Origin of the sequence: Streptomyces sp. NPDC021562, assembly GCF_040640875.1 — a bacterium.
Taxonomy (GTDB): domain Bacteria; phylum Actinomycetota; class Actinomycetes; order Streptomycetales; family Streptomycetaceae; genus Streptomyces.
The window spans coordinates 26,470-42,527 of the sequence record NZ_JBFACN010000028.1 but is presented as its reverse complement, the minus strand read 5'-3'; the positions used below and the strand labels follow the sequence as shown (position 1 = coordinate 42,527).

Annotated in this window: 12 protein-coding genes; 5 read left to right on the top strand and 7 right to left on the bottom strand. The window is 66.1% G+C overall.

The genetic code is table 11. The features are described from left to right. Window positions 1-171: 171 nt before the first annotated feature. The gene (locus tag AB0G52_RS33175; protein ID WP_361341557.1) at window positions 172-774 is read left to right on the top strand and encodes a hypothetical protein; all 603 of its coding nucleotides are present in this window, start codon (window positions 172-174) and stop codon (window positions 772-774) included. Between the two features lie 679 nt (window positions 775-1,453). On the opposite strand, the gene AB0G52_RS33170 is transcribed toward AB0G52_RS33175, so the two are convergent. From AB0G52_RS33170 to AB0G52_RS33155, 4 genes are all read right to left on the bottom strand, one after another. Continuing rightward, window positions 1,454-2,137 carry a restriction endonuclease gene (locus AB0G52_RS33170; RefSeq protein ID WP_361341554.1) on the bottom strand — a complete coding sequence of 228 codons (684 nt, stop codon included), beginning with the start codon at window positions 2,135-2,137 and terminating at the stop codon, window positions 1,454-1,456. Between the two features lie 1,084 nt (window positions 2,138-3,221). Then, window positions 3,222-3,923, bottom strand: coding sequence for a TetR/AcrR family transcriptional regulator (locus tag AB0G52_RS33165; protein WP_361341551.1), 702 nt, complete (start codon window positions 3,921-3,923; stop codon window positions 3,222-3,224). 649 nt (window positions 3,924-4,572) lie between these two features. After that, entirely contained in the window at window positions 4,573-6,144 is a 1,572-nt protein-coding gene (locus tag AB0G52_RS33160; protein WP_361341548.1) for a PQQ-binding-like beta-propeller repeat protein, read from the bottom strand. 804 nt (window positions 6,145-6,948) lie between these two features. After that, a complete protein-coding gene (locus tag AB0G52_RS33155) occupies window positions 6,949-7,671 on the bottom strand; it encodes an SDR family NAD(P)-dependent oxidoreductase (RefSeq protein ID WP_361341545.1) in 723 nt (240 codons plus the stop codon). A 531-nt stretch (window positions 7,672-8,202) separates the two neighbouring features. On the opposite strand from AB0G52_RS33155, the gene AB0G52_RS33150 reads away from it, so the two are divergent. Further along, window positions 8,203-10,065, top strand: a complete 1,863-nt coding sequence (locus AB0G52_RS33150) for an FAD/NAD(P)-binding protein (protein WP_361341542.1) — start codon at window positions 8,203-8,205, stop codon at window positions 10,063-10,065. Beyond that, window positions 10,066-11,268: a putative PEP-binding protein gene (locus AB0G52_RS33145; protein WP_361341539.1), complete on the top strand. Its 1,203-nt coding sequence runs from the start codon at window positions 10,066-10,068 to the stop codon at window positions 11,266-11,268. It abuts the gene before it with no gap. 402 nt (window positions 11,269-11,670) lie between these two features. Here the strand turns inward: AB0G52_RS33145 and AB0G52_RS33140 are convergent, their stop codons facing one another. Then, window positions 11,671-11,802, bottom strand: coding sequence for a hypothetical protein (locus AB0G52_RS33140; RefSeq protein WP_361341536.1), 132 nt, complete (start codon window positions 11,800-11,802; stop codon window positions 11,671-11,673). Window positions 11,803-12,396: 594 nt separating this feature from the next. Next, complete coding sequence (locus AB0G52_RS33135; protein WP_361341533.1) at window positions 12,397-13,116, bottom strand: peroxiredoxin-like family protein; 720 nt, start codon at window positions 13,114-13,116, stop codon at window positions 12,397-12,399. Between the two features lie 130 nt (window positions 13,117-13,246). Here AB0G52_RS33135 and AB0G52_RS33130 point away from each other — a divergent pair, with 130 nt between their 5' ends. Continuing rightward, window positions 13,247-13,846 carry a TetR/AcrR family transcriptional regulator gene (locus tag AB0G52_RS33130; protein ID WP_361341530.1) on the top strand — a complete coding sequence of 200 codons (600 nt, stop codon included), beginning with the start codon at window positions 13,247-13,249 and terminating at the stop codon, window positions 13,844-13,846. Between the two features lie 97 nt (window positions 13,847-13,943). Here the strand turns inward: AB0G52_RS33130 and AB0G52_RS33125 are convergent, their stop codons facing one another. Next, on the bottom strand, window positions 13,944-15,008 hold the full coding sequence (locus tag AB0G52_RS33125; RefSeq protein WP_361341527.1) for a cobalamin-independent methionine synthase II family protein: 1,065 nt from the start codon (window positions 15,006-15,008) through the stop codon (window positions 13,944-13,946). A 512-nt stretch (window positions 15,009-15,520) separates the two neighbouring features. Between AB0G52_RS33125 and AB0G52_RS33120 the strand changes: the two genes are divergently transcribed. Continuing rightward, entirely contained in the window at window positions 15,521-16,057 is a 537-nt protein-coding gene (locus AB0G52_RS33120) for an alkylhydroperoxidase (protein ID WP_361341524.1), read from the top strand. Window position 16,058 lies beyond the last annotated feature (1 nt).

The window sequence follows — 16,058 nt, the reverse complement described above, 5'->3', positions numbered from 1 at the left end:
TTTCCGCCGGTCCATGCTCTCGCCAGAGAGGAACATGTAGTCCGCACAGGGAAAACAAGGTTTCCCACCCGTAACATCGCTGCACAGGGCACACTGCGGGCGGTGATTCTTTCTGAACCTGCCGCAGTGTGTCCGCAGGATTCGATCCGGCCACGCCCCGAGGAGACGGACATGCCAGAAAGCACGGCTCACAGCACCGAGTTGACGTCGCAGTACATCAGCCAAGTCGCCAACGACCTCGACCGCAACGTCAAGGAGCAGGAGCGCGTCTCCGAGGAACTCGCTGCACTGCAGGAGCAGTTGGCCACTTTGCGGCGAGACCACACTGTGCTGGTTAACATGCAGCAGGCTCTCGGCGCCTCGACCGCAGCTCCCGAACCGGCCCGCACCGACAGTGCCGTAGTGCCCTCTCCGAGGAGGAAGCCCGCCCCCGCATCCGGCGCGCGCCGGCCAGCGAAGAAGGCACCAGCGCAGGAACCCCGAGGCAAGAAGACGGCCGGGACAACAGCTCAGCCCAAGCTGGTGGATCTCATCCACCAGCATGTGGCCGGGCAGAGTGAGCCGCGCTCCGCCGCGGAGATCGCGGAGGCGCTACGGCAAGCGCACTCCGGGCGCGCCATCGACACGAAGGTAGTGCGCACTACCCTCGAAAACCTGGTGGCCAAGAGCCGTGTTCACCGCACCAAGCAAGGTTCCTCGGTGTTCTACGCGGCCGCGGATACACCGGAGGCAGCCTCTGCCGGTGAGACCCAACCCGAAACTGCCACAGCGTAGGGACATCGCCTGCTCCACCACGGCACCGCAGCAGGCCTGGTCGACAGACGAGGGAGGCAGCAATCCCCGGGAGCTGAGCCAGCGTGCCAGCGACTGCTTGGGCACAGAAACGGGTGATGCCGGCGGTGTCCGGTTGCGATCACCCAGCACTCTCGCCCTCGACCATGGGGGGCTACGTCCACGCTGTGTGCCCGCCGGCGTCCTGGTCCCGTTTTGGTCAAGCAGCGTGGCGAACTCTGCCAGGTCGTGCACCGGCCGGCTCGGTCTGGAGAGGTCAGTCGTGCCGTTCGTGTTCTCCGGTGACAAGGAATCTCACGTCACGGCAGAACTTGTCGAAGAAGGGAGCTGCGGCGCGCGCGGCGTCCAGGTCGAACTGTGCCGCGATAGAGGGCTGGTGCGCAGTCTCCCAGTACACGCCTGGTGACATCTGTTGTGGGAGCCACTACTTGGCATCTCGGATGCGCTCTGGGCGCGGCGGTTGCAGGTCGTGCGGCAGTCCGGTGCGGCCGGTCATGCCGGCCGCACCGCCGCGGAAACAGGCGAGTGGGAATCACCCGTCACCTCAACTCCCCTGGCCCACACGACCACAGATAACAGGCTGCACGGTCCAGGGCGCCTTTGCGGATAGCGAGTCCTCAGGGTCTGTGGCGTGCAGCGGTGGCGCCTTCGGGGGATCCGGTCAGGAGAGCGAGGAGGGCCTGCGGGGCGCGGGAAGCGCAGGTAGCAGTTCCCACAGGGGCCGGCCCTGTGACGCCCAGGCTCCCAGCAGTTGGCGGTCGACGAGGTGGAGGCGCTGCTGGCGGGCGAAGGCGCGGCCGGGCTGGGTGATCCTGCCGTTGGTCAGCATCACCACCACATCGGCCCGGTGAACTGGGCGGCCCGTGCCGTTGAGGACCTGCAACTCCGGGGTGCCCACCGCGGCGCCGCGCTCGCCACCACGGCGGTGTTTGCACTGGATCACCCACCGGCGCCCCAGCGGGTCGGTCGCCTTCACGTCCGCACCCAGGTCTCCCTGCCCGCCGACCTGGATTGCATCCGTGCAGCCGTCCCGGAGCATCAGGTCCCGCACCGCGAACTCGAACTGACGGTGGGACAGGGCGTCCAACTGAGCCAGGCCGTAGCGCAGAGCGCGCGCCCGTGCCTGTTCCCAGCGCATGCGCTCTGCGCGCCGGCGCCACCACACGATGCCAGCCGGGACGGCGAGAACAGCCGCCGCGAGGAGCAGCCACCAGTGCACGAGCAGCCAGTGGACCACGGCCACCACTAGGGCGATCACCCCTGCCGCGATCACGGCCACCAGGACGAAGGGGATGTCGTCCTGCTGCTTGCGGCGCGACCGGCGGGCAGGCTGGCGCCGGGTCACCGTCCACTTCCCAGGCGGGAGAAGTCGATCGGGTACGACACGGTCGGCGTAGGCACAGCCTTGCGGGGCGCGTGGGTGTCGAACCTGATCGGATACGACACGGTCGGACTCGGCACCGCACGACCCTGCTCGCCGGTACCGGCACGGTTATAGCGGACCGGGTAGGAAGCCTGAGGCTGGGGCCGGGCACCGGATGCATCACCGGCATCCGCGCTGTTGCCGTACCCGAGCACCACCAGCGCAGCGAAGGCAAAGATGGTCAGTTCCCGGCGCGCACCCGGCGCCCACCGGGTATGTCCGCGCACCGGCGTCCCGTCGGAGCGTACGTACGGCCGCACGAACGGCATGTGGTCCCCCCCCAGATGGTCGTCACGTCCCCTGTCGCACACCATGCTGGCGGCTGCCACTGACAACGACACATCCGAACGCCGCCAACTCGGCTTCTTACAGGCTCAGTTCACGCCAGCCATACGCGCCGTCGGCTGCCGAGCAGCACCCCGGCCGATTGCGCCCGCAGGGCTGGCCCGTCCCTCTCGGTTCTCCCCCGAAGGGGACCTGACCAGATATGAAGGCGGCCGGGGACCAGTCCATAAGGTGCGCAGGGAACGTTTTCGCTGCGGTCGGTGACACCGACCGATGGTGGCGGATTGCGCCAATTTCCCACTGCCCGTGGGCTGTCATGATGCAGGCTCCCCCGGCCCTGTCGAGCAGCGGGGCAGCTGCCCCAGATCCTCACGGCACGATGGTTCGACAAAGAACGTCAAGCCCGGCCAGGTCGGCGAGGAGCGCTGGCCACGGACCGTTGCAGGGCAATCAAGACCACGCAAGGCTGCGGACCTGATCGTCACCGAGGACGACACGTACTTCACCAAGCTTCTCCTCCACACGTCCCGCGGGGGAGAGAAGCTGAAGGCCGCCGAAGGAGCGCGACGCCACGGCGCGGGCGAGCCCGTGGAGAGGGGGTCAGTGCCGGTCTGTGACTATCGAGATCGCGGGCAGTATTCTCCGGCCGGCCCGTGGCGAACGCAGTCGGTGCGGGCCCTTGGCATGGCATCAGCCGCGGCGGTCCAGAGCGTCTCGAAGGTCAGGCTGCGTTCACAGGTGCGGGCGTCGGATCTGACGGTACGAGGTGGGATTGTTCAGACGGTGAGGGCTTCAGCTCTGATCTGGAGGTGGGCGGCGCTGCGACGAGGGCGTCCCATGCGGCCGTCGCGCAGACGATGACTTCTTCCAACTCGTCACGGGTGGCGCCGTCGCGGGCTTGGACAGACAGCCCTTCGACCACGGTGGTGTAGTAGCGCGCGATGGCGTCAAGGCGGGCCGGGGGGGTGGTGAGGTCGCCGTCGGTGATTCCGCGATCGAGCCGGTCTCTGATGGTGTCGTGCATGTTGCGCCGCAGGGCGGCGAGGAACTCCCGAACTCCCCGGTTCTCCACCGGACCAGTGAGCGCAGTCAGGATGAGCATGCAGCCGGTGGGCGTGTCCGGGCGAGTGATCTCGTCCGCGGTGGCGCGCAGCATGGCCTTGATCGCATCGCGAGCGGTGGGCTGCTCGCGCAGTGCGCGCCGGGGCGGCTCGCCTGAGGTTGTGCCGTAGAGAGCCATGACCTGGCGAAACAGGTTTTCCTTGGTTCCGAAGCAAGCATAGATGCTGGCCGAGGCGATCCCTATGGCTTCGGCCAGGTCGTTGAGTGACGTTCCTTCGTAGCCTCGTTCCCAGAACAGGATCAGGGCCTGGCGCAGCGCGGTGTCTGGGTCGAACGTGCGCGGCCTGCCGCGAGTGGCCATGGGCGTGCCTTTTCCTCATGTTTGCTGTTCGATCGAGTTTACCTTGACCTGCGGTTGAGCGGTGAACGCATGCTTGGTCGTTCGATAAAAAAACGAAGGCGGTCACCGCGAGCATTCCCGCGTCCATGCATGCGCTGCGACGGGTCCTGGAATGGCGCGCGGGACTATGTCAGTGCGCCAGCATCCGGCAGGGTCGGGTCGATCGGCAGGGCTTTCCGTGGCGGCATGCAGGATCGCCCTGGGTCGCAGCGCGTGCGCTGCCAGGTTGCCGTCAGAGGCAGTACTCAGGGCCAGTGGGCCTGGCCGCAGATGCGATCATGACGTCGTTGCCTGTGGCACGTTTGTCGTCGTCACAGGTTCATGCAGGTCAGTGGTCGCTTGTGGTGGCAGTCGCAGTGCGGCTGGCGGTGAGCATTAGCGCGACGGACGGAAAGTTCTGGTCCGGTCAATGGCTGCTGAGGGCGGCTTTGGGTCCCGGCCTAGCTGGGCACCGGGACCCGAAGCCGCCTTCTGACGTCGGAAGCTATTTGCGCAGTGGGCGTCGCATTAGCCGAGTATCAGGAGGCAGCCGGCCGAAGGGGGTGATCGTTTTTATGTCCCTCTTCAGTCGGGGCCGCCCGGTGACCCTCACGGGGTGACGCCGTCATGATCATTGCGTGGCGCAGGGCTGGAATGCGTAGAACTTGTCGTTGCCGGTGAGTCCGGGGAGGTTGCTGTATCCGGAGCCCCAGAAGACGGTGCCGTCAGCGATCGCGGCTCCAGCCAGTACGGATCCGCCCGAGGCGAAGCGCCAGACGATGGCCCCTGTGGCGGCGTTGAGGGCAAACATATTGTTGCCGGCGCCGGCTGCCGAGGGGGCGAACACGACGCCGTTGGTCACGGCCAGCGGCCCTTGATCCGAGGCGTCGCCGGGGTCTGGGGTCTGCCAGAGAATCTTCCCCGTCGCCGGGTCCAGTGCGCCCCATGAGCCGTGGCTGGTTGTTTGCCCGGACGGCTGGAGAGTGTAGGGCTGGCCCTGGTAGTCGGAGATGGCTACGTAGATCCGGTTCCCGTCGGTGGCGGAACCCCATTGGACTCCGCCGAGTGGTCCGCCCGGACCAACCTGGGTCGCCCACAGCATCGCACCGTTGTGGTCGGGGTCGAAGGCTGCGTAAATACCGCTCTTTTGGCCGGCGCCGAGGAGAGTTTTAGGGCCATCGGCCGTTTGGACGGTGAAGAGGTTGACGCCGCTGCCGAAGTCGTAATCGGAGCCGGCCGGGTTTGGGCAGTTCGGTCCTGGGCTGCCTGAGAGGCACGCCAGGTTCCAGTCGTCGCCGCTGGACAGGCGCTGCGACCATGCGACCGTCCCGTCCGTCATGTGCAATGCGACGACAGAGTCGAAATGATCGTCCGGGGACAGGCACGATTCCTGGGTGCCGCCGCCGCTGATGCAGGCCGTGTAGGCGGGCGCAGTCGGCGTGCTGTAGTTGTTGCCCGTGGTGGTGTAGACGACACCCCTTGTTGGGTCCGGGACGATTGTGCTGCTCCAGACAGCACCGCCGGTGTATCCCGCCGGTACGACGAAGGTCTTCCACTTCACGGCACCGGTGCTCGCGTTCAACGCGACCACGCTGCCGCGGAAGCTGCAGCAGGGGTAGCTGGGATTGTCGGCCGCGGTTTCTTCGGTCGACGCGACCCCGACGTAGAGAACGCCCCGGTAGACGATCGGTGACGCGGTGTCGATCGCGTAGGGGTGGCTGTCCAGTTGGGTCTTCCAGCGGAGAGCGCCGTTGGTGGTGTCGATGGCGAGGAGCCAGGCACCCTGCTGGGTGCCGATGTACAGCGTGTGGGTGCTCTGGTCGACGTAGGCGCTGGTGCGGGAAACCACCTTGGCCGGAGGATCAGTGAAGACGCCCGACAGATAGTCCGTCAGGATGTCCCGGGACCACTTGAGTCGGCCGTTGCCGGCGTTGACGGCGTACAGGTGCCCGGACCAGTCGGGAAAGTACACGGTGCCACCGGCCACGGCGGCGCGCGCTGATATGTCGCCGCCGGTGGTGAACGTCCATTTCTTCGCCAGGGTTGCGGCGCTGGTAGTCGTGATCTGGCTGTTCTGACCGTCCGGGGCGTTCGCCGTGTTGTTGGGGTTTTGGCCGAACATCGGCCAGTCTTGCGTTTGTGTCGCCGTCGTGGCTGCGGCCGCGGCGGTCATCGGCAGGCCGTAGAGCGTCGCTGCCGCCAAGACCAGTACCGTGAAGAGGGCCCCGACTCGAAGGCGCCACCACCCTGGTTGGCTTTCGTTTCTTCTCGTCGCCAGTGCAGGACTGAATCTCATGTTCCCCCCGTTTGCTGCGTTGCTTGTGGTGCTGACGCAACGTTGCGCTGAGATGGATGCGTAGGAGTGGTTGCAAGGCCCCTGCTGGGGCCACGGACGTGCACCGTGTGCATTCGTCTTGCCACGCGACTGCGCCGATGGAATTAGCCCAGCGGTGACAGGCGGTGGGAACGCACCCGGCTTCCTGGGCAGTTGCAGTGGGGTCGGATGTCCACGATGAGGTGGACGGTTGGCCGGTCACTTTCGGGGGCGCACGGCACACGCCCGTTCCCTGCCATTGTCATCAAAATCCGAGCGTATGCGCCGTTGCCTATGCCAGGGCAGCGCTCACTTGGCAGATATGTCATGAGCTCGTCGACGCACACCCGGTGTGGGCCGCCGGCATGGCGCCCGGGCTTCGGAGCGGCTACGCCTGCGTCCTGGAAATGTGCAACCGCCTTGGTAGTGCGCCGTGTCGTCGATCCGGTGCCGGGCTTGGACGTTGCACGGTCATTGCCGTTGACGTGCACGCCCTCGGTGGGCCGGACCCGTCGCAACTGGTCCACCCGTTTCCTTGCCCGCTTCGCGGGCCTGCACGGCCAGCGGGCAGAGGCATCTCGGGAAGGATCGGTGTATCCACCCCGTGGTTGTCCGGGGACGGGGCGGACCGCCCCCGGGGGTGGGGCGGTCCGGGCTTTATGGCACGCCGCCTTCCGTGCGGGTGTCACCAGCTCACGCGGGGGGCGCTCCCTGCGCGAGTTCGGCGAACTGGCGCTCAAGGATCTTCTCCGGACTGTTGCGCCACATGTCGGCCATGGGCGCCATCGTGGCGTCGGGGAAGATGTCCTCCTCGCCCTTGTCCACCCCGTCGAAGATGGCCTGGGCGGCAGCTTCGGGGGATGACTTGGGGATGGGCAGCTGGCGCGTCATGTCGGTGTCGATGGGGCCGGCGAGGACCGTGTACACGGTGACGCCCTGGCCGGCCAGGAACGCGCGTGCCGTCCTGGCCAGGGAGAACAGTGCCGACTTGGAGATCGAGTAGGACGCGAAGGGCGGCAGGGGCGAGAGTGCGGCTGCCGAGTTGATGTAGATGATGGATCCGCCGGAGCGGATCAGGGCGGCCTGGAAAGCCTGCGTCACGGCGTTGGTGCCGTGAAAGTTGACCGCCATGTGGCGTTCGAGGACGGCCGGGTCGAACGGGATGTCGGGCAGCATGATGCCCGCGTTGTTGATAAGGACGTCGAGGGACTCGACCTGCTCGGCCGCCGCCTGGATCTGCGCGGCATCGGTGATGTCCAGCGTCAGGGGCGTCACCCGCGGGTCGGTGTGAGTCAGAGGCTGGCGGGTGCCGGCGTAGACCCGCGCGGCCCCACGCGCGAGGGCCTCGTCGGCCAGCGCTTTTCCGATGCCACGATTGGCCCCTGTCACCAACACGGTCTTGCCTTCGAGACTCATTGTTCTTCTCCCCTGTCAGGTGCTGTCGCGTGCGGTGGTGGGCAGCCTGGCCTGCCTCTGGCCCTGCACCCGCTCGCCGACATTGGCCACGCAGGCGAGTTCTGTACGACCGGGCCAACTTTCTTTGTCGATCGACGAACAAATCGTCCCATGGTGATCTGCCGTGGGTCAAGATAGATCTTGGTCAATCGATAAAGAATGTGTGCGCAGCGCGCAGAACAGGGAATGATCAACCAACTGTCCCCACTCGCGACCTGGAAGAACACCGCCCGCACCCACCCGATCTCACCCGGACCCCACGTCGGCCGCCTCAGGCCGGGACGCAGAACCGGACGGAGAACAGAGGACTTGCCGCAGGAACAACCTGCGGCTTCGCGCTCTACCTTGTCCGTCGAGGCGGGTGCACGGACACACGCGTACCTGCACAGCCGCTGCCAGACAAACATCGTGCCCGGCTTGGCCAAGCACCACCGGGCCTCATCGCTCAACGGGGAGGTTCCCACTGTGAGTCGACCACGCTTACGCCCCAGGGTGGTCATCGTCGGTGCCGGTCTGGCCGGCACCGCCACGGCGATCCGCCTGCTCTCCTTCGCGCGCAAGCCGTTGGAGATCGTCCTACTCGAGCGGCGTCCCGACTACCGGTCCGCAGGTGTCGCTTACCACCGGGACGGCAACCCCTGGGGCCATGTGTTCAACATCCAGGCCGGCCGGATGTCAGTCTTCCGGGAGGACGTCCTGGACTTCATTCGCTGGGCCAACGACGAAGCGGACCGCAGGCACTGGCCGGCTCCCTGGGACGACTTCGAGTTCGTGGAACACGGCCCGGCGCCCCGGCGCATTTTCCAGAACTATCTGATGGACCGGCTAGCAACGGCCGCCCGACAGGCCTGTCCCGGCGTCGTACTCGTCGAGGCGGATGGCGAGGCCACCGACGTGGAGCCGTGCCCTTCGGGAGCCGAGGTGACCGTACGACAATGGTCCGCACCGCCAGGCAGCGGTCTTCCGGCCTGGCGCGGATCGGAACCAGCCGTGATTCTCGCCGATCACGTCGTTCTTGCGACCGGGCTCGAGCTTCGAGAACCGCCCTTCGCGGCTGAAGCACTCGGACACCCGGCCTTCGTTCGCAACCCCTTCTCGGCAGCGGGTGTCAGCAAGCTCACCACGCTGTCGCCGGAGGCGACCGTTGCTATCGTCGGCTCCACGCTCAGCGCGTACGACTCGGCGGGTCTGCTGCTGCGCCAGGGCCACCTCGGGCCGATCTATCTCCTCTCGAAAACCGGGACGATCTTCCGGACGTACCCCCGCGGTCACGAGCATGGGGTGGTGCGTCTTCCCTGTCCGAAGTCTCTGCTCGAGCCGTACCAGGGCCGCGAGGACTTCCTGGGCCGGGTCCGGGCGGAGTGGGAGACGGCGTGCGCGACGATCAGACGGGAACACCCGGACATCGACCCGGCTGTGGTCGCGGAGCGTGTAGCCAAGGCCTGGGAGCCACACCTGCCCGAAGCCATCGCCCAGATACCTTCTGCGGAACTGCAGGGCCTGCTCGATGAATTCAGCACCGCACTCGCCTCCTTCAGGGTGGGCGCTGTGGAGCACACGATGGCGATCATCGAGCAAGCCATGCACCCGGCCGACGGACGGGTGCGGCTGGTGGTCGGCAAGGTAGAAAAGATCACGCCAGCAGACTCCGGACGGCTGACTCTTCGGGTCGCGACCCCGGAAGGTGAACGTGCCCTCGAGGCCGACCTGGTGGTGTCCAATTTCAGCCGGGAGTGGGACTACCGAAGAGTCGGTCAGCCGCTCTGGCGGAATCTCCTGCAGAAGGGAACCGCGATGCCCCAGGAGCGCACCGGACGCGGCTTGGAGGTCGACGAATACGGAACGCTGCTGGACCTGCAGGGACGGCCGGTCAGGCAGATCTCAGCCGTTGGCCCCCTGCGCGAGGGCGACGAGATGGTGCGCAACGGCCGCGTCGGAGCTTTCACCTTCAATCTCGCTGCCATCAAGAACCAGTCGATCGTGGTTGCAGCGCGCGCGGTCGAAGAAGTGGAGTCACAGGAGGATTGGACCAAATTCCATGATCAGTTCCAGCTCTGTGTCAGCAATATGAAGGAAGCGGCCCGGGCTCAATTCGAGGAAGCTGTGAACCTAGAGGTGAGAAGGTTGGTCGCGAAATCACGCAAAGAGCGAGAACTGCTGGAATCCCGGCTGGCCGTCCGCATCCGAACCATGGACGAAACCCCGACCTTTTCCCCCGGCGCGTTCCGGCACGACGAGCTGACCAGAGCTCTCATCCACTGGACTGCGGTGGAAAGGCTCACTGATGTCACTGTGACGCCACGGCAGCTGCGCAGGCAGTTGGGGATAGCGAACACCGACGATCTGGAGGGCTAGTTGAACAGGACCCGGATTCAGGGATCCCTCTTGACCAGCGGTACCCAGCGGGTCCTGCGAGGTGTCTGTAACCGCACGAGAAGCCCTCTTGAGGGATCGATCCTCGTCGCGCCGTCCCTGGAAGCGGGCATGTATGACGCGATCGTGGCGGCGCGGGCCGTTGTGTGCTCTTCCGGGGGGCTGACCGGCCACATGCAATCGATCTGCCGCGGCAGGGGCATACCTGTGCTCCGGGTCGATAAGTCGGATCTCGCCGAACTGGTCGGTGAAGTGACGCTGGATCTCGACACCCAGTCAATAATCGTCGAACACGGAGCAAAGGCCTGGAGGCCCTCACCGGAGGATCTGGGTTCGGCGTGTGCGGTCATCGCGGACCTGCAAGATATCCGCACGATCAACTCGTCCGGGCCCGACGCAAAACGCGTCGACTCCTTTTTCATCCGGGAAGAGTTCCTCTGCCTGGCAGCGCGGCTGCGCCCGCTGGACGCGCTGGCCAGCGGTCCGGCCGCCGTCACGGTCTACGCTCGGACCGTCGCAGACCGGTTGTGCACCTTCGTCGAGGCACTCCTTCCCGGCCAACGGCTCATCTTACGGCTTCTCGATCTCCGCTCCGACCACGCCGCCGAGGTCACCGAGCTGGCCACGGTCGCAGTCGAAGCGAATCCGGAACTGGGCCTGCACGGCGCGCGTTGGCTGCGCGGATCGGCCCCGTACCGGGATGCACTGCACGCAGTACTCGGCTGCTTGAGCGAACGACTCGGTGACGATGCGGACCGGGTGCGCCTGTCGGCTCCCTTCCTCACCGACGACGAGGAGTATGTCCAGCTCAGGGAGCATCTGGAGTTGCCGGATGGTGTGCCGTTGTCGGCGTTCATCGAAACGCCTGCAGCGGTGCACGCGACTTCGGCGATCTGCGCTGCGGGAGCCAGTGAGTTGTTCCTGGGTGTAAAGGATCTGGTGCAGTTCTATCTTGCAGCCGACCGCAGCAACCACTTGGTAGCCGATACCTATCGGACCCGGCATCCGGCCGTCATGGACGCGCTCCGCCAGGTGGTGGAGTCTGCACGCATTGCGGGCACCCCTGTCCGGGTGTTCTCGCTGGGCCTGGATCTGTCCTACTACCTGGAGCATCTGCCTACCCCCGACGGTTACATGATGTGCACCGCAGAGCTGCAGCAGATCCTTCTTCGGGCGCGCCCCTGACAGATCGGGGTGGGGTGCCTTCTCGTTGCCGTCTTTGTGGCTTCACGAAGCGGTCTATGCGCTCCTCAACCCGCCACGGGAAGGTGAGGAGTTCAGACTGCCAGTCGGTTCTGCGGCCGAAGTTGCTGGCGAGCGGACTCCAGCAGATGGTCGTAGTCGGGCGCGAAACGGCTGCAGCAGGGCTTCGTTCAGCGACCTGGCGATGCGACGGATTGCCGTCCGGACCGTCGTATCGTCGATAATGCACTCGAGGTCCGTCATCTGCAGCTTCTCAAGTCAGCGGACAACACCAGTGCCTCGTCACTCGCCAGCCTGATCGTTCCCAGAAGCAGCGTCACCTTGCTCATACGTGTGTTTGCGCCGGATGCCCTCATCGCGCGTCGGGTCCTGCGCGGGTTGTGGTCAGTGCCACCAGCCCTCGCCGGCGTGCCAGCGTTGCACCCATTCCAGGAAGCCGACCGCCTCCGGCATCGGATACGGGCAGGCGCCGACCTCGGTGACTACCCGGACCCTGCCTCGCTGGGGCCCGGTCATGATCGGGACCCAATAGGAGAGGCCTCGTCGCTGCCGAGCACGGTGGAGCCGTGGTTGAAGACCTCGGCGACCCTCTCGTGAGGGCCGTCGGCCAGGGGTTCGCCTTCCCACGCCCAGGCCTCCTGGAGCGGGAACGGGCAGCGGGATCGCGGTCCCTGTCGTACGGCCAGTCCGGTGGGAGCCAGCCCAGAGGGAGAAGGCCGTCATCTTCCGGCGGTCCCAGGGAAGACCCGTTGGTGATCTCGGCGATCAGACTCCCGGTACGGCTCCGGAATCACAACCCCGTGCTCGGACTCCCACACCGAGACGCCCTCGTGTCCCAGTGCCGGCTCGCGCCACTGCTTCTCAGTCGCGGAGCGCAGGAATTCCAAGGTGGACCCGGCAGGACGCTGGCAGAAGGGACCGACAGGGCCACTGCGGGGCCATCCTGCTCAAACTTCGGGCTGGGGATATTGACCCCGTCACTGTGGAACTTCGTGACCGATCCATAGCTCTCCCATTCGGCGAGCCTCACCCGAACGGCCGGGGGACGCTGGTTGCCCGGCATCGTTGCCAGGGGTATGCACACAACGTGTCCGGTGGGTCAGTTCGTCCTCAGGCACCAGGCTCGGCAGCGGGTTGTTGGCTGACGGGGCCAGCCCCCTGCGCCGGCGCGGCGCTGTTTGCATTGAGCTCATCGAGCGCCTTCAGGATGTCCGCGGGTTCGGCGCGGCTGGTGTAGTCGGCGTTGACGTAGGACCAGCGGATGATCCCGGTCTGGTCGATGACGTACGTGGCGGGTATCGGCAGTGTGCGTGGGTGACCATCGTTGACGCGCTGGAGGTCGAAGCCGAGTTTGTCGTAGACGGCTGCGAGGTCGCTGGGGAGATCGAAGGCGAGACCGTACTGTTTGGCAGTGTTGGAGCCGACGTCGCTGAGGACCTCGAAGGCGAGGGAGTGCTTTTCGGTGAGCGTGAGTGACTCGTCCGGAATCTGAGGTGAGACGGCGACCAGGCGTGCCCCGCGCTGCGCGATGTCGGTGTGGTGCTGCTGGAGGGTGCGCAGGGTGATGTTGCAGTACGGGCACCAGGCGCCGCGGTAGAAGGTCAGCACGACGGGGCCGCGAGAGAGCAGGTCACTCAGCGTCAGGTGGCCGCCAGTGGCGGACGGTAAGGCGAACATCGGGGCGTGAGCGTCGGCGCGCAGAGCACGATCGGCCTGTCCGGAGGCCTTCAGTTCTTGCCCGGCCTTGCGCATGATCTCTCGTACATCCGGAGGGATCTGCTGTTGGCGGGCTTCGTAGAAGGCGCGCAGCTCGGCGTTTAGGGTGGTCATGGTGTCGGGGCCTTCCGGTCGGCATGCACCTAACTTGGAACGACCGTTTCAAACTAGTGGGCGAGGGTGTCCGGCGCCAGGGGCTGTGGGGTATATCTTGAAATTATCGTTTCAAGTTGACGGGTAGAGCATGCCGGACATCAAGCACTTCGCCCCGGACACAGCCCTGGAGACCGTGCTGCGCCTGTTCTGGCGTCAAGGCTTTGCCACCACCGGCATCCAGGACATCGTCACTGCAACAGGTCTCAACCGCTCCAGTCTGTACGCCACCTTCGGGGGCAAGCAGGATCTCTACCGTGCCGCACTGGGCCGCTACCTGGATCAACGGTCCCGGCCGGAGTTCCGTCGTCTCGCCGGGAGTGATCGGGGGCTGCCGGCCGTAGCCGAGTTCTTCGATAGCCTGGTAGAGGCGCGCTGCGTCGGCGAGTTCGCCCGCTGGGGATGCCTCATCTCCAACGCCCACGCCGGAGCCGAGACCAGCGACCCGGAGGTTCGCGCCCTCCTCGACAGACACCACGGGGAACTGCGGGACGCCCTGCAGAGGGCATTGGTCGCGGCACGCACCCGGGGGCAGCTCGCCGACGGGGTGGACCTGCCGTCGAGCGCCGAACTGCTGGCCCTGCTCGCATACGGCGTGAACCTGCGCTCCCGAGCCGGAACCGACGCCAGCACCCTCCGCGCGACGGTGCTGGCCACCCTGCACGCCCTCAACGACGATCCTTCCGTGTGACCATCGGCTGGCTCCCGCTCCCGCAGTTGCAGGGAGCATCGAGGCGCGCATCAACCGGGCCGTCGGAAAGCAGCACCCGGCAGCTCACCTGCAGGCCTCACAGACCCAGTACCCGGGAAGCCAGTTCGGTTCCCCGCAGCCGGGCTTCGATCTTGGCGAAAGCGAGGTCGCGGGAGGTGGAGGTGTCATCGGCGAACGGTGAGAACCCGCAGTCGTCGCACGTGCCCAACTGGTCCGCGGGGATGTAACGGGCGGCGAGCAGAACCCGGTCGCATACCTCTTCAGGTGTCTCGACGGTCGCGCCGATCGGGTCGGTCACCCCGACGAACACCCGGATACCCGGCCGGAGCTGTCCAGCGATGATCTCCAGCACACGCTCCGGATCTGCCTCACTGGCCAACTGGACGTAGAACGTGCCCACCTCCAGCCGGAAGAGTTCGGGCAGCAGGTCCGCGTAGTCGACGTCCAGACTGTGGGTCGAGTCGTGGTCGCCGCCCGGGCAGGTATGTACCCCGAGCCGGGGCCGGTCGTCCTCGTTGAAGCGGCGGAGCACCGTGTTGTTGAGCTCAATGAAGTTCTTCAGCAGCTTTCCGCTCGGGTCGAGCTTGAGGGAGAGGCGGGCTTCAGTGAAGTCGAGCTGCACACCGTGGGCACCTGCGTCGAGGCAACCGCGGATGTCGGCCTCCGCCTCATCAGCCAGATCCTGGAGGAAAGTTTCGCGGGAGTAGCCGTCGAGTGGTTCACTCGGGTACAGCAGGCTGAGCGCTGAAGGTGCGATCACCGCCTGCTTGAGCGGGAGGTCGGTGTGGCGCCGGGCGTTACGCACGTAGGTCTCCGCGCGGATTTGGTAGCGGAACGGCCCCGCAGTCAGGTAGGGCAGCTGCCGATTGTGACCGTCGGCGAAGGGAATGACCGCGCCTGCTGGATCAAGGGTAGGCAGACCCGCGATCGGATACGTGGCGAAGCTCGGCTTGGCCTGCTCGCCATCGACCAGGACCGGACAGCCTAGTTCCTCCAGACGTGCCAAAGTGTCGGCGGTGGCCTCGTCCTGAAGTTTCGTCAGTTCAGCGTCGTCCAGACGCCCTTGTCCATGCTCGGCAAGGGCTAACTGAAGGGCGCGGGGACGGGGGATGCTGCCGATCGGCTCGGTGGGGAGGCTCATAGGCCGCACCATAGGAAGCGCCTTCTGGCCGGACAAGAGGGACTCGGACCGACTTCGCAGCCCGACGCCCAGGCGCAAACCGCGCCCCGTTCGGCATCATCGCAGCCAGCAGGACGTCATGTGGCTGCGGCACCCAGCTGCGCTGCCGTATGACAGTCAGCCGCAGATTTTCCCGAAAGATCACCGGATCAGGGCATTCCGCGACAGGGAGTTGACCCGACGGCAGACGGCCTTGCCGCTACTCCTCCCCCGGTCCCCTCAGGGGCATCAAGCGCGGACGCACCAGCCGCCTCGCACGCCCTCCTGCTGGACCGTCATCTCAAACCGACGCAGTCTCCTCGCCAGGATGCGGCTCGGCCGCCGGCGGCTGCGCTCCCGTCTGAGCCGGGCCATATCCAGCCGCTGTAGCTACAAGAACAGCTCCGCACAGGGAGTGGACCTCACGCTCGTTGAGGGCGCAGCATGGGCGGGCGCCGCAGTCAGGCATTTCCGTCCACGAGAGGACGTCCATCATGCCCCACATCGTCATCGACAACGATCAGCCCGGCATTCGGGGACTGATGATCCAGCGACCGGACACCGCAGCCCCGCTCAGCCAGTTAGCAGAGACTCTGCTGCGTTCCCCCTTGTCACTGACCCCTGGAGAGCGGGAACTGATCGCTGCTTATACATCCCACCTCAACTCCACCCCGTTCTGCTCCGGTTCGCACGGTGCGTTCGCCGCCGCCCAGATCGAAGGCGGCCAGGAGATCGTCGACGCTGTGCTCGCGGATCCCGACACCGCGCCCATCACCCCGCGGCTGAGGGCACTGTTGCATATCGCTGCCTCTGTATGCAGGTCGGTACAGCCCCTCACGGCCGAGGTCGTCGCCGCGGCCAGGGAAACCGGCGCCGATGACGCTCAGATCCACGACACCGTGCTGATCGCGGCCGCATTCTGCATGTACAACCGATACGTCACCTGTCTGAACACCGGCCTCCCCGACGACCCGGGCTACTTCGAGATGGCTGCCAAGCAGATCGTCACGCAGGGATACGTCGCCACCTGAC